The sequence below is a fragment of the Streptomyces sp. NPDC030165 genome (assembly GCF_055573595.1).
The window spans coordinates 386,707-400,727 of the sequence record NZ_JBVIBD010000005.1 but is presented as its reverse complement, the minus strand read 5'-3'; the positions used below and the strand labels follow the sequence as shown (position 1 = coordinate 400,727).

The following is a 14,021-nucleotide window of genomic DNA, read 5'->3' as shown; positions in this document are numbered from 1 at the left end:
GCCGGACCGCACACCACGTGTGCGTCCGCGTACGGGTGCCACGCTCAGCCAACTCCATACCGGCCGCTTGAATCCGCGCGGGAGAGTCCCCGGCCGTCACGGCGGGGCGCCGAAGGAGCAAGTCCTCCCTTGAATCTCTCAGGCCCCGATACCGCGCGGGCGAGGCAGATCTGAAAAGCGGGCCGCCGTGGTGTGGCTCCACCCAAGGTGCAAACCGGGACCGGTCACGGCCTTCCGGTGAACCTCTCAGGTTCCGATGACAGATGGGGAGACCGTCTTGTCACCCATGCCCGGGAGCCACACCATGACCGAAGCCCCCCGCCGCACCGCGCTGGACGCGACGCATCGCGCGCTCGGCGCGACCATGACCGACTTCGCCGGCTGGGACATGCCGCTGCGTTACGGCAGCGAGCGTGACGAGCACGTCGCCGTCCGTACCCGCGCCGGCCTGTTCGACCTCTCGCACATGGGCGAGATCACCGTCACCGGCCCCGGCGCCGCCGACCTGCTGGATTACGCGCTGGTCGGCAACATCGGCGGTGTCGCCGTCGGCCGCGCCCGCTACACCATGATCTGCGACGCCGAGGGCGGCATCCTGGACGACCTGATCGTCTACCGCCTCGGCGAGACGGAGTACCTGGTCGTCGCCAACGCCTCCAACGCGCAGGTCGTGCTGGACGCGCTCACCGAGCGGGCGAGCAACTTCGACGCCGGGGTCCGCGACGACCGGGACGCGTACGCGCTGCTCGCCGTCCAGGGCCCCGAGTCCCCCGGCATCCTCAAGGGCCTCACGGACGCCGACCTGGACGGCCTGAAGTACTACGCCGGGCTGCCCGGCACCGTCGCCGGCGTCCCGGCGCTGATCGCCCGTACGGGATACACCGGTGAGGACGGTTTCGAGCTGTTCGTCCGCCCGGCGGACGCGGCCGCCCTCTGGGAGGCGCTGACCGAGGCGGGCAAGGATGCGGGCCTGGTGCCGTGCGGGCTGTCCTGCCGGGACACGCTGCGCCTGGAGGCGGGCATGCCGCTGTACGGGCACGAGCTGACCACCGACACCACCCCGTTCGACGCGGGCCTGGGCCGGGTCGTGAAGTTCGAGAAGACGACGAACGGCGGCGACTTCGTGGGCCGCGCCGCCCTGGAGGCCGCCCGCGACCGGGCCGAGGCCAATCCGCCGCGCAAGCTGGTCGGGCTGATCGCCGAGGGCCGCCGCGTGCCGCGCGCCGGGTACCCGGTCGTGGGCCCGGACGGCGCCGTCATCGGCGAGGTCACCTCCGGCGCCCCCTCGCCCACCCTCGGCAAGCCCGTCGCCATGGCGTACGTGGACGCCGCGCACGCCGCGCCCGGCACCGCCGGTGTGGCGGTGGACATCCGTGGCACCCATGAGCCGTACGAGGTCGTGGCGCTGCCCTTCTACAAGCGCCAGAAGTGACGCACGTACCTCCGTCTCGGACGCACGTCCGTCTCACCTGCCAAGACCCCTGCACCGAGCACGCCACCGCATCCAGGAGAATCAAGTCATGAACAACCCCCAGCAGCTGCGCTACAGCAAGGAGCACGAGTGGCTGTCGGCCGCCGAGGAGGGCGTCTCGACGATCGGTATCACCGAGCACGCCGCCAACGCGCTCGGCGACGTCGTCTTCGTGCAGCTTCCGGAGGTCGGCGCCACGGTCACGGCGGGCGAGACCTGCGGTGAGCTGGAGTCGACCAAGTCCGTCAGCGATCTCTACTCCCCCGTCGACGGCGAGGTCACGGAGATCAACGAGGACGTCGTGAGCGACCCCTCGCTGGTGAACACCGCCCCGTTCGAGGGTGGCTGGCTGTTCAAGGTGAAGGTCAGCGGCGAGCCGGACGACCTGCTCTCGGCCGACGAGTACACCGCCTTCACCGGCTGATCCGCCCACCCGCCGCCCGGCGGGGCCGTGCGCCCCGCGAACCCCAGGAAGAGTCATGTCGCTTCTGAACAGCTCCCTCCACGAGCTCGACCCCGACGTCGCCGCCGCCGTCGACGCCGAGCTCCACCGTCAGCAGTCCACCCTCGAAATGATCGCGTCGGAGAACTTCGCCCCCGCCGCCGTCATGGAGGCCCAGGGCTCGGTCCTCACCAACAAGTACGCCGAGGGCTACCCGGGCCGCCGCTACTACGGCGGCTGCGAGCACGTCGACGTGGTCGAGCGGATCGCCATCGACCGCATCAAGGCGCTGTTCGGCGCCGAGGCCGCGAACGTGCAGCCGCACTCCGGCGCGCAGGCCAACGCCGCCGCGATGTTCGCGCTGCTCAAGCCGGGCGACACGATCATGGGTCTGAACCTCGCGCACGGCGGGCACCTGACCCACGGCATGAAGATCAACTTCTCCGGCAAGCTCTACAACGTGGTGCCCTACCACGTCGACGACGAGACCGGTCAGGTCGACATGGGCGAGGTCGAGCGCCTGGCCAAGGAGACCCGCCCGCAGCTCATCGTGGCCGGCTGGTCGGCGTACCCGCGCCAGCTGGACTTCGCGGCGTTCCGCCGGATCGCCGACGAGGTCGGCGCGTACCTGATGGTCGACATGGCGCACTTCGCCGGTCTGGTGGCGGCCGGGCTGCACCCCAACCCGGTGCCGCACGCCCACGTCGTGACCACGACCACGCACAAGACCCTCGGCGGTCCGCGCGGCGGTGTGATCCTGTCCACCCAGGAGCTCGCCAAGAAGATCAACTCGGCGGTCTTCCCCGGTCAGCAGGGTGGCCCGCTGGAGCACGTCATCGCGGCGAAGGCGGTGTCCTTCAAGGTCGCGGCGAGCGAGGAGTTCAAGGAGCGCCAGCAGCGCACCCTGGACGGCGCGCGCATCCTCGCCGAGCGCCTGACGCAGTCCGACATCACCGAGCACGGCGTCTCCGTGCTGTCCGGCGGCACCGACGTGCACCTGGTCCTGGTGGACCTGCGCAACAGCGAGCTGGACGGCCAGCAGGCCGAGGACCGCCTCCACGAGGTCGGCATCACGGTCAACCGCAACGCCGTCCCGAACGACCCGCGCCCCCCGATGGTCACCTCGGGCCTGCGGATCGGCACCCCGGCGCTGGCCACCCGCGGCTTCCAGGCGGAGGACTTCCGCGAGGTCGCCGACATCATCGCCGAGGCGCTCAAGCCGTCGTACGACGCCGACGCGCTCAAGGCCCGGGTCACCACCCTGGCCGGCAAGCACCCGCTGTACCCGTCGCTGTGACCCGCGCCACACGGCCGGTGGTCGCGTGCCTCTGTGGCACGTCCGCTCCAGCCGTGTGACGCGTTTCATGAAGTACGCCCCGAAAAGTGCCGCCGAGGCGGCGTCCGCGGGGTGAACAGGCCGTGCGCCCGGGGTCGTTGACCTCGGGCGTACGGCCTTTCCGTCTGCCTTACGGTGATTTTCCGCCCCATAGGCTGAGAACGGCCCTCCAACGACGCGGGGCCCTTCGCACCACAGCAGGACGGAAAACGCACGGCAATGGACATGAGCGCGGGCAACCGCAAGGGGATCGGCCTCTTCGCCCTGACCATGATCGGCATCGGTTCGATCTTCGGCTCCGGCTGGCTCTTCGGCGCCGGCTCCGCCGCCCAGGTGGCGGGCCCCGCCGCGCTGGTCGCCTGGGTCATCGGCGCCGTCTTCATCGGCATGATCGCGATGTCCTACGCGGAGGTCGGCGCCGCGTACCCGATCCCCGGCGGCATGGCCCGCTACGGTCACCTCTCGCACGGCCCGGTGCTCGGCTTCCTGACCGGCTGGGCGGTGTGGATCGCGGTCGCCTCACTGATCCCGATCGAGTCCATCGCCGCCACCCAGTACATGTCCTCCTGGAGCTTCGGCTGGGCGCAGGACCTGGTCGACCCGGCCACCAACCATTTGACCCCGACCGGGAGCGGCGTCGCGCTGCTGCTGACCTTCGCGCTGTGGCTGACCTGCTACTGGTCGGTCCAGCTGCTGGCCCGCGCCAACACGGTCCTGACGCTGGTGAAGTTCGCGATCCCGGTGCTGGCCGTGGCCGCGCTGATCGCCTCCGGCTTCCACACCACGAACTTCACCGCGCACGGCGGCTTCGCCCCGTACGGCTGGCCGGCCGTGCTGACGGCCGTGACCACCTGCGGCGTGGTCTTCGCCTTCAACGGCTTCCAGGCCGTGGTCAACCTGGGCGGCGCCGCGAAGAACCCCGGCCGGGCCATTCCGGTCGCGCTGGTCGGCGCGCTCTCGCTGGGCCTGGTGATCTACCTGGCCCTGCAGACCGCGTTCCTCGGCGCCGTACCGCCGGAGCAGCTGGCGCAGGCCGGCGGCTGGCACGGCGTGAACTTCAGCTCGCCCTTCGCCGACCTGGCCAAGGTGCTGATGCTGCACTGGGTCGTCACGATGCTCCAGTTCGGCGCCTTCATCTCGCCGGCCGGCTCCAACATCGCCAACGTCGCGTCCGCCGCGTACATGGTCCAGAACCTCGCCGAGACCGGCTTCTTCCCCAAGAAGCTGGCCGCCGTGCACCCCCGGTACGGCACCGCCCGGCCCGCGATGTGGCTCAACCTGGCCTTCTCGGTGCTGCTGCTGGTCACCGTCGGCCACAGCTGGAACGCGCTGGCCAGCGTGATCTCGGCGGCCATGGTCATCTCGTACCTGATCGGCCCGATCGCGGTGGGCGTCTTCCGGCGGACCAGGCCGGAGCTGCCGCGCCCGTTCCGGCTGCCCGCGGCCGCGGTGCTGTGCCCCGTCACCTTCGCCTTCGCGGCGTGCGCGCTGTACTGGTCGAAGTGGCCGGACACCGGCAAGGTCGCGCTGCTGACGCTGATCGCCGCGCCGGTCGCGGCGGTGGTGCTGCGGCGCCGCGGGGAAACGGATCTGCGCAGGCAGTTCGCGCCCGCCTGGTGGCTGGTCGGCTTCCTGGCCTGGATGTCCGCGGTCTCCGCGCTCGGCAGCCCGGACTTCGGCGGCCACGGCGTCATCCCGGGCGGTCTGGACATCGCCCTCGTCGCACTCTCCGCCGTCGCCTTCTACTTCCGGGCCGTGCGCGCCGGGGTTCGCGCGCACGAGGCGGGGCTGACCGGGGCGGACCCGGCGGTGGGTACCGGTGCCGGTACCCGTTTCGGGGCCGATCCCGTACTCGACGCCGGGAGCGATTCCGTACTCGACACCCGGGCCGGCTCCCCTGCGTCTTCTGCCGTTGCGCCGGAAGACAGCCGTCCGACGGCCTCCGTCTGAGAGTCTGTCCGCCGTCCGGGTTAGGCTCGACAGTCGGCGCAGAAACGTACCTTCCGTTTCGTCCGCCCCTTCAGCTCCATTTGCTCCACCGTCCACCACGAGCAGACAAGGGAGTCCGCCACCGTGGCCATCTCCGTCTTCGACCTCTTCTCCATCGGCATCGGCCCGTCCAGCTCCCACACGGTCGGCCCGATGCGCGCCGCCCGGATGTTCGTCGGGCGGCTCAAGAAAGACGGCCTGCTCGCGCAGACGACGGCGGTACGCGCCGAGCTCTTCGGCTCGCTCGGCGCCACCGGCCACGGCCACGGCACCCCCAAGGCCGTCCTGCTCGGCCTGGAAGGCCACTCGCCCCGCACCGTGAACGTGGAGACGGCCGACGACGAGGTCGAGCGGATCCGCAAGAGCGGGCGGCTGCGGCTGCTCGGCGCGGAGATAGGCAGCGACCACGAGATCGCCTTCGACGAGTCGACCGAGCTGATCCTGCACCGCCGCCGCTCCCTGCCGTACCACGCCAACGGCATGACCCTCTTCGCGTACGACGCGGCCGGCGCCCCGCTGCTGGAGAAGACCTACTACTCCGTCGGCGGCGGCTTCGTCGTCGACGAGGACGCGGTCGGCGAGGACCGCATCAAGCTCGACGACACGGTCCTCAAGTACCCCTTCCGCACCGGCGACGAGCTGCTGCGCCTCTCGCGCGAGACCGGCCTGTCCATCTCCTCCCTCATGCTGGAGAACGAGAAGGCATGGCGCACGGAGGACGAGATCCGCGCCGGGCTGCTGGAGATCTGGCAGGTCATGCGGGCATGCGTGTCCCGCGGCATGTCCCGCGAGGGCATCCTGCCCGGCGGTCTGAAGGTCCGCCGCCGCGCGGCCAACGGCGCCCGGGCCCTGCGTGCCGAGGGCAGCCCCGAAGCGCACGCCATGGAGTGGACCACCCTTTACGCGATGGCCGTCAACGAGGAGAACGCGGCCGGCGGCCGGGTCGTCACCGCCCCCACCAACGGTGCGGCCGGCATCATCCCCGCCGTCCTGCACTACTACATCAACTTCGTGCCCGGCGCGGACGAGGACGGCGTGGTCCGCTTCCTGCTCGCCGCCTCCGCCATCGGCATGCTCTTCAAGGAGAACGCCTCCATCTCCGGCGCCGAGGTCGGCTGCCAGGGCGAGGTCGGCTCGGCCTGCTCCATGGCGGCGGGCGGCCTCGCCGAGGTCCTCGGCGGCACCCCCGAGCAGGTCGAGAACGCGGCCGAGATCGGCATGGAACACAACCTCGGCCTGACCTGCGACCCGGTCGGCGGCCTCGTCCAGATCCCGTGCATCGAACGCAACGGCATGGCCGCGGTCAAGGCCGTCACCGCCGCCCGCATGTCCCTGCGCGGCGACGGGCGCCACCATGTCTCCCTCGACAAGGTCATCAAGACGATGAAGGACACGGGAGCGGACATGAGCGTGAAGTACAAGGAGACGGCTCGGGGTGGGCTTGCGGTGAACATCATCGAGTGCTGAGGGAATGGGCCCTGTTCAGCGGTTTTGCTTCTTGCGACGCTGTCAGGGCCTTCCCTGTCCACTCGGCGGGAGTGCGTCAGACGGAACCGGACACGACCGGACACGATCAGATCTGCGCGCCCCCTCAGGCGACCCTCCCCCCTCCGACCCGCCGGAACGCAGGGCACGGAGGAGACGGAAATCTTACGGTTGCCCGACTCGGACGGTCCCCCGCGTCGCCTGACGAGAGGCGCCGTACGGGTCCGTGCGCTCAGCCGGTGCTCCGCAGATGGCCGACAGCCGTGTGCACAAGGTGCGGGCGACCGGTGCGCAGGCCCAGCAGGGACACGTGGATCCAGAGGAATCCGGCACGAGCCACGATGTGATCGCGCATCCGGGGGCGCACCCGGCCGCCGTGCCGTCGGTAGGCGTCCAGGAGCGCGTCCAGTACGGCCGGTCCCCCGGCGTAGTACTGATCGACGAAGTCGAGGGCGGGGTCGTCGACCCGGGCATTGGTCCAGTCGAGCAGCCCGGTGAGGCGTCCGCCGCCGTCCGCTGACCGAGCCACCAGGGTGTGCCCGGGATGCACGTCCCCATGCACGAGCACCGGGTCGGCGTGCCACGCGTCGTCGTCCGCCAGCCACCGCTGCCAATCCCGGCAGCGTGCCGCCGAAAGGCCGAACGCGGCCCGCGCGTCGTCCAGTTGGCGGGCCGCATGCTCCCGCGAGCGGGCCGCCGGGACGTGCCGCACGCCTGCCGCCGTTGCCACCTGCGGGGGCACCGCGTGCAAGGCGGCCAGCACGCGGGCGAGGGCGTCGGGGTAATCGGCCCCGCGGGCGCACGGGTCGATCGCCCATGTGTAGCGCAGCGTCTGCGCGTCCTCGGCCCCGGCAGGGGAACCCGGCAGCCTCGGGTAGGCGATGAACTCCGGCTCGTGGACGTGCCAGTGCGGCAGCCGGGTCGGCAGCCGCGCGCGCAGCAGGCGCAGCAGCCGGGCTTCGACCGCCGCGGGGCCGACCACCTCGGCACGACGCGGACTGCGCAGGATCCACCGCCGGCCCTGGGTGTCCGTGCCGTGCACGACCCGGAAGTCCCAGCCCGTCTCGTCCACGGCCGCCGTATCGCCACGTATCGCGATGCCGTGCACGGCGGCGCGGTCCAACATCCGCGGAACGCTCAGCGGTATCCCATCCATGGCTGCGAAAGTGCCCGCGCGGAAACGTGTCCGAACCAAGTTTCCATCCGGCGAAATGTCGACTCACTTTCGCCCAGGCATGCTTGCGGACCGCCACACCGCTGGGGTTCGCTTCCCAGTAGCGCAACCACTGCCCGCTTTGCTGCTACCCATCATGGAGCTGAACTTGTCGCGCGTAATCAACGACGGCGCAGTGATTAGTCCGCCGGGCCCACCCATACTGGAGGAGTGGTACCGGCGGAACCTCGACAAAGCTGAATTCGACATCAGTTCCAGCGGCGTCCAGCCCTATTCATTTTCCGAATTGCGCCGCATAGCCGACATCGAGCAGGCGGAGCTGGACGGTGTCGTCATGGACGACAGCACCTCGCAGGGCTCCCCTGAGCTGCGGCAAGCAATCGCCGACCGGTACACGGCCGGGCGCTCCGACCATGTCATGGTGACCCACGGGTCGAGCGAGGCCATCGCGCTCACTCTGGGCAGCCTGCTGGCCCCCGGTGACCGCGTGGTACTGCCCGACTCCATCTACCATTCACTGGGTCATTTCGCCCAGGAAAAGGGATGCGAGATACGGACGCTGCCCCTGGCCCGGCTGTCCGAAGGCGCCTTTCCCGACGACGTGCTGCGCTCGGTCATCGCCCCTGGCACCAAAGCCGTCGTGGTGAATTTTCCACACAACCCCACGGGCTGCACGCTTTCCCCTGCCGGGTACGCACAATTCCTGGATCGGGTGGCTGAGACCGGCGCGTTACTGGTGTGGGACGCAGCCTTCGCGGAAATCACGCACGGCACGGAAGTACTGCCCGATCCCACACTGAGCTATCCGCACACCATCTCCTACGGCACGTTCTCCAAGGCGTTCGGACTGCCCGGACTCCGCTTCGGCTGGTGCATCGCCGAACCTGATCTGATCGCGCGCACGTTCCCGCTGCGCGACCGCACGACCCTGTTCCTGTCGCCCCTCGTCGAGCGCATCGCCCTGCACGCGATGCGTGCCGCGCCGCGGCTGATCGGACCCCGGGCCCAGCAGGCGGCCCGTAACCTGGCGCTGCTCGACGCGTGGGCTGCCCAGCACGCCGGCGCGGTGACCTGGCAGCGCCCACAGGGCGGCGTGTGCGCACTGCTGGGCCTGCCCGGCGTCGATGACACCGAGCGCTTCTGCCTCGACCTGCTGGACCAGTACGGGACACTGCTGGTACCCGGCACGGCCTTCGACCGCCCCGACGGCGTGCGGCTGGGCTTCGGCGGTGCCGAGGACGAGTTCCGCCAGGGACTGGACAGGCTCTCCCAGTTCCTGGGCGCCCGGGGCCGAGGGAGCGGACGATGAACCGCGCACTCGCGGGCCTCCCGCCCTCCGCGGACTTCCTGGACCGCTGGGACCACCACGTCCGGCTGCGCCCCGGCGCCCCCGCCCTGCTGGAGGGCGAGGACGCCTGGACGTACCGCACCGCCGACGCCCGCGCCGAGGCCCTCGCCGCGCGCCTCGCAGCAGCCGGGGCGGGACCCGAAGCCGTCGTGGGCCTGGCCCTCGACCGGCCCCGCGACGCCGTTCTGGGCATGCTGGCCGCGCTCAAGGCCGGCGCGGCGTTCACCGTCCTGGAGGACGGGCTGCCGCCCGGACTGCGCGAGGACCTCGTCCGTCGCGTCGACGCGACGGTCTGGCTGCACCGGGCTGATGGTGCCGGGGCACCGCTGCCTCACGGCACCCCCCGGCTGGAGGTGGCGGGCCTGGACCCGGCGCCGCCCGCCGCCCGGCCCCGCGCGGGCGCGCGCGACGCCGGCCGACTCGCGTACATCCTGTTCACCTCCGGCTCCACCGGCCGTCCCAAGGGCACCCTGATCGAGCGTGGCGCCTTGGCGGGCTTCGCCGACGCTCTCCGCGAGCGCCTGGCCCTCACCCCGTCCGACCGCTGGTTCCAGGTCGCCTCCCTCGGCTTCGACGTGGTGATCGAGGAGGTTTTCCCGGTGCTCGCCGCCGGCGGCGCCGTCGTGTGCCGCCCGCACACCCGGCCCCTGGAACCGGAGGACCTGCACCGGGCCCTGCACAACAGTGCGGCCACCGTGGTGGAGCTGTCCACCCAGTACTGGCGCGAGTACGCCCGCTGGCTCGACGCGACCAGCCGCACGACGCCGCCCGCACTGCGCGCGGTGCTCGTCGGCGGCGAGCGTATGGACCCCGCCGCCTACCGCGCATGGCAACGGCGCCAGTCAGCCGCACTGGTCCATGTGTACGGGCTGACCGAGTGCACCGTGACCTCCACTCTCTACACCGGCCGACTGCCCGAGGACGCCGACGAGGTGCCCATCGGAATCCCCCTGGCCAACGCCACGGTCACCGTGCGCCGCGACAGTCGGGTGCTGCCTCGGGGCGAGACCGGTGAGATCCATATCGCCGGACCATCGCTGGCGCGGGGCTACCTGGACGACGACGAGCAGACCGCCCGGCGCTTCCGCACCGACCCGCACGACCGCATGCCCGGCGCCCGGACGTATACGACCGGGGACCTCGGGCGCTTCCTGCCCGACGGCAACCTCGTGTTCCTGGGCCGCGACGACGCCCAACTCAAGGTGCGCGGGCACCGGCTGGAGGCCCCGGCCGTGGAACGCGCCCTGGCCGACGGCGCGGACGTCGCCCAAGCGGTGGTCCTGCTCGACCCCGTGGACGGCAGCTCCCTGACGGCCTGCCTGGTCCCGGCCGACCCCGCGATGCGCCCCGCGCCCGGCACCGTCCGCCCGCTGACCGGCGAGCGGCGGCGGCGTGCCGTACGCCCGGTCGCCGCGGCCCTGCCGGAGTGGGCCGTCCCCACCCGGCTGTACTGGGTCGCCGCGCTTCCCAAGAACCCGCACGGGAAGATCGACACGGCAGCGCTCGCCGCGCTCTGCGCCACCGCCGGCGAGCAGGCGCCCGCAGCCGTGTCCGCCTCGGCCACACAGGACACCAACGGCGCACTGACCACCGTGCTGGACCGGTTCCGCACCGTGCTCCAGGCACCCGCGCTGGGCCCCGACGACGACTTCTTCGCCCACGGCGGACAGTCGATCCTGGCCATGCGCCTGGTGAGCGAGCTGCGCACGGATCTGCCCGCGGCCGCCGCACTGCGCGTCAGCGCGCTCTTCGACCGCCCCACCCCCCGACAGCTCGCCGAGCACCTCTCCGGCCACCGCTGACGCACCGACCCGTCCCGGCGGACACCCCCGGGGCCCCCGCGAAAGGACCCAGAGCCGTGCACACCGCAACCCGAAACGTGCTGAAGCTGACGGCGAGGGAAGCAGAGATCTCCGCCGACCTGGCGATCGAGCTGTCCCGGAGGTACACCTCGCCGGAGGATCCGGAACTGATATTCGACCTGCCCTTCCTGGGCGCCCGGTTGCCCGAGCGAACCCGCAGGTTCCTGCGCAGCTTCGCGCTGGAGGAGGCCAGCGGCTACTGCGTGCTCAGCGGCCACCGCATCGACAGCGAGCGGATCGGCACCACTCCTCAGCACTGGCGCGACCGGAAACGCCCCGGGCCGGAGTTCCCCGAAGAGATCCTGCTCCTGTTGTACGGGGCCGTCGTCGGCGAGCCGTTCGGCTGGGCCACCCAGCAGGACGGGCGGCTCGTCCACGACGTCTTCCCGGTCAAGGGCCACGACCACGAGCAACTCGGCACGGGGAGCTCCGAGTTGCTCACCTGGCACATCGAGGACGCCTTTCATCCGTACCGTGGCGACTACCTGCTGCTGTCCGCCCTGCGCAACCCGGACGACGTCGCGACGACCGTCGGCGAGCTGGACCTGTCCGCCCTCTCGCCCGAGCACGTCGACACGCTCTTCGGCAAGCGCTTCTACATCGCTCCCGACGAGTCCCACCTCCCCAAGAACAACTCGACGTCCGACGACGCCGAGGCCGCCGAACGGTTCGCCAGCATCGAGCGACTGATCAGCAACCGGGAGCGCGTCGCCGTGCTGTACGGCTCGCGCCGTGCCCCGTACCTCCGGCTCGACCCGTACTTCATGGAGGTCCCGGACGACGACCCGCACGCCCAGGAGGCGCTCCAGGCCGTCACGGAGGTGGTGGACCGGGCGCTCGGCAACGTCGTCCTGCGCCAGGGAGACGTGCTGTGCGTCAACAACCATCTGGCCGTGCACGGTCGCGTGCCCTTCCGGGCGCGCTACGACGGCAGCGACCGCTGGCTCAAGCGCATCAACGTCACCAGCGACCTGCGCAAGTCCCGCGAGATGCGGGCCTCGGCCGACTCCCGGCTGATCGGCTAGGGGCACGTGGGCACACCTCCGCAACACTCCGAGCCGACCGTTGTGCCGCTCTCCGAAAGGCCCGGGCTCCGTGACGCGGTCGACCGGTTGGTCGCCGAGAACATGCCGCCGTTCATGGCGTGGGAGTCGCCCGGGAACTGGCGCTGGCACCACCTGTACGAGCAGTTCGCGGCGCACCAGCTGTGCGTCACCGACGCCGACGGCAAGCTCGTCGCGGCGGCGAACGGCCTGCCGGTGCGCTGGGACGGCACCGTGGCGGACCTGCCCGGCGGCTCCGACGACGTCCTGGTGCGGGCCGTCGACGACGACCTCGCCGCACGGCCCACCGCACTGTGCCTGCTCTCCGTGTCCGTGGCCCGCGAGCAGCGCGGCGCGGGGCTGCCCCGGCTGCTGCTCGGCCGGGCGCGGCGGGCCGCGGCCGACGCGGGCTGGCGTGGCGTCATCATCCCCGTGCGGCCCACGGACAAGGCACGCTACCCGCTCGTCCCGATGGCCGAGTACGCCCGCTGGCGCACCCCCGACGGTGCGCCCTTCGACCCCTGGCTGCGCACCCATCTGCGCCTCGGAGCCGAGCACCTGGCCATTGCCGAACAGTCTTTGACGGTGCGCCAGCCCATCCGGCGCTGGGAACAGGTGCTCGGCTTTCCCATGCCGGGACCCGGCCCGTACGTCGTTCCCGGTGCCCTGACCCCGGTGCGCGCCGACGCGGACGGCACGGCCACGTACGTCGAACCCAACGTGTGGGTCGTCCACCGGACGTGAACCCCGGGCGGCGAACCCCCTTTCCCGTCCCTCTCCTCCTCCACTTTCCGAACCTCGAACGGAGTGCTGATGACTTCACTGCGCCTGGCCGTGATCGGCTGCGGCGCGGCGGCGCGGGCCTGCCACCTGCCCGCTCTGCCGCACGTACCCGGGGCCCGGCTCACCGCACTGGTGGACCCCGACCTCGGCCACGCCGAGGACGCGCTGACGGTGTACCGGGAACACGGCGGAGCGGAATCCCCGCATCTGGCCACCACCTGGCAGGAGGCGCGCGGCTTGTTCGACGCCGCTGTCGTCGCCGTGCCCCACACCGCGCACGCCCGGCTGACCGCCGACCTCCTGGAGGACGGCAAGCACGTCCTCCTGGAAAAGCCCATGACGACCACCCCCGCCGATGCCGAACGCCTCCTCAAGACGGCCGCCGACCACCCGGACTCCCTGCTCGCCATGGCACACCCCCGGCGGCTGTTCCCCGCGTACGCCTGGGTGCGCCGGCTGATCCGCAGCGGAGCGCTGGGCACCGTCCGGCGCGTGCGCTGGACCGAGGGCCACCCCTACAGCTGGGAGCCGGTCACGTGGTCGATGTTCGACCGGCGGCTCGCCCATGGCGGGGTGCTCACCGACACCGGCTCGCATGTCTTCGACACGCTCTTCTCGTGGCTGGGCGACGACATGACGCTGCTGGACCACCAGGACGACTCGCTGGGCGGTGTGGAGAGCGAGAGCCGCACTTGGCTGCGGTTCGGCACCGTCGATGTGATCGTCGAACTCAGCCGACTGCGCCCGCTCGGCACTGCCTGCGTCATCACCGGCAGTGAGGCCGAGGTGAGCATCGGCACCGACTTCCCGGCGGGCGAGTGCACCCTGACCACCCATGCCGGGGAGGAGCTGCACCGCGGCGACGTCGATGCGGTCGCCCCGGCCCAGAACGAGTGGGAGGCCCTGTTCGTGGAGCAGCTCGCCAACTTCGCGGCGGCCAGCCGGACACCCGGAATGGCGCCCTACTCACCCGCCGAGGACGGCAAGCGAGTGGTCGACCTGATCGACGCTTGCTACCACGGCCCGGCGCGTCGTGCCATGCCGCAGCCCTGGACCACCCACCGCACGACGAGCGGAGCCTGAGCGAC

Annotated in this window: 11 protein-coding genes and 2 riboswitches; of the genes, 10 read left to right on the top strand and 1 reads right to left on the bottom strand. The window is 71.4% G+C overall.

Annotated features, from left to right (window positions below):
* Positions 1-68 precede the first annotated feature (68 nt).
* Positions 69-164: riboswitch (glycine riboswitch) on the top strand.
* Positions 165-273: riboswitch (glycine riboswitch) on the top strand.
* Between the two features lie 31 nt (positions 274-304).
* The 5 genes from gcvT (at position 305) to ACZ4Z1_RS12745 (ending at position 6,705) form a co-directional block, all read left to right on the top strand.
* Positions 305-1,432, top strand: a complete 1,128-nt coding sequence (gcvT, locus tag ACZ4Z1_RS12765; protein WP_468486583.1) for a glycine cleavage system aminomethyltransferase GcvT — start codon at positions 305-307, stop codon at positions 1,430-1,432.
* Positions 1,433-1,520: 88 nt separating this feature from the next.
* On the top strand, positions 1,521-1,895 hold the full coding sequence (gene gcvH, locus ACZ4Z1_RS12760) for a glycine cleavage system protein GcvH (protein ID WP_365839675.1): 375 nt from the start codon (positions 1,521-1,523) through the stop codon (positions 1,893-1,895).
* A 55-nt stretch (positions 1,896-1,950) separates the two neighbouring features.
* Complete coding sequence (glyA, locus tag ACZ4Z1_RS12755; protein WP_468486582.1) at positions 1,951-3,210, top strand: serine hydroxymethyltransferase; 1,260 nt, start codon at positions 1,951-1,953, stop codon at positions 3,208-3,210.
* Between the two features lie 258 nt (positions 3,211-3,468).
* Entirely contained in the window at positions 3,469-5,199 is a 1,731-nt protein-coding gene (locus ACZ4Z1_RS12750; protein ID WP_468486581.1) for an APC family permease, read from the top strand.
* A gap of 123 nt (positions 5,200-5,322) precedes the next feature.
* A complete protein-coding gene (locus tag ACZ4Z1_RS12745; protein ID WP_468486580.1) occupies positions 5,323-6,705 on the top strand; it encodes an L-serine ammonia-lyase in 1,383 nt (460 codons plus the stop codon).
* 250 nt (positions 6,706-6,955) lie between these two features.
* Here ACZ4Z1_RS12745 and ACZ4Z1_RS12740 read toward each other — a convergent pair whose 3' ends face one another.
* Complete coding sequence (locus ACZ4Z1_RS12740; protein ID WP_468486579.1) at positions 6,956-7,879, bottom strand: macrolide 2'-phosphotransferase; 924 nt, start codon at positions 7,877-7,879, stop codon at positions 6,956-6,958.
* A gap of 154 nt (positions 7,880-8,033) precedes the next feature.
* On the opposite strand from ACZ4Z1_RS12740, the gene vioD reads away from it, so the two are divergent.
* From vioD to ACZ4Z1_RS12715, 5 genes are all read left to right on the top strand, one after another.
* Positions 8,034-9,206: a capreomycidine synthase gene (vioD, locus tag ACZ4Z1_RS12735; RefSeq protein ID WP_468486578.1), complete on the top strand. Its 1,173-nt coding sequence runs from the start codon at positions 8,034-8,036 to the stop codon at positions 9,204-9,206.
* Positions 9,203-11,047 (top strand): non-ribosomal peptide synthetase, encoded by a 1,845-nt coding sequence (locus tag ACZ4Z1_RS12730; RefSeq protein WP_468486577.1) that lies wholly within the window; start codon positions 9,203-9,205, stop codon positions 11,045-11,047. The genes vioD and ACZ4Z1_RS12730 overlap by 4 nt, the downstream gene beginning before the upstream one ends.
* Before the next feature lie 56 nt (positions 11,048-11,103).
* Positions 11,104-12,132 (top strand): arginine beta-hydroxylase, Fe(II)/alpha-ketoglutarate-dependent, encoded by a 1,029-nt coding sequence (gene vioC, locus ACZ4Z1_RS12725; RefSeq protein ID WP_468486576.1) that lies wholly within the window; start codon positions 11,104-11,106, stop codon positions 12,130-12,132.
* A 42-nt stretch (positions 12,133-12,174) separates the two neighbouring features.
* Positions 12,175-12,894: a hypothetical protein gene (locus tag ACZ4Z1_RS12720; RefSeq protein ID WP_468486575.1), complete on the top strand. Its 720-nt coding sequence runs from the start codon at positions 12,175-12,177 to the stop codon at positions 12,892-12,894.
* A 69-nt stretch (positions 12,895-12,963) separates the two neighbouring features.
* Positions 12,964-14,016, top strand: a complete 1,053-nt coding sequence (locus ACZ4Z1_RS12715; RefSeq protein ID WP_468486574.1) for a Gfo/Idh/MocA family protein — start codon at positions 12,964-12,966, stop codon at positions 14,014-14,016.
* Positions 14,017-14,021: the final 5 nt, after the last annotated feature.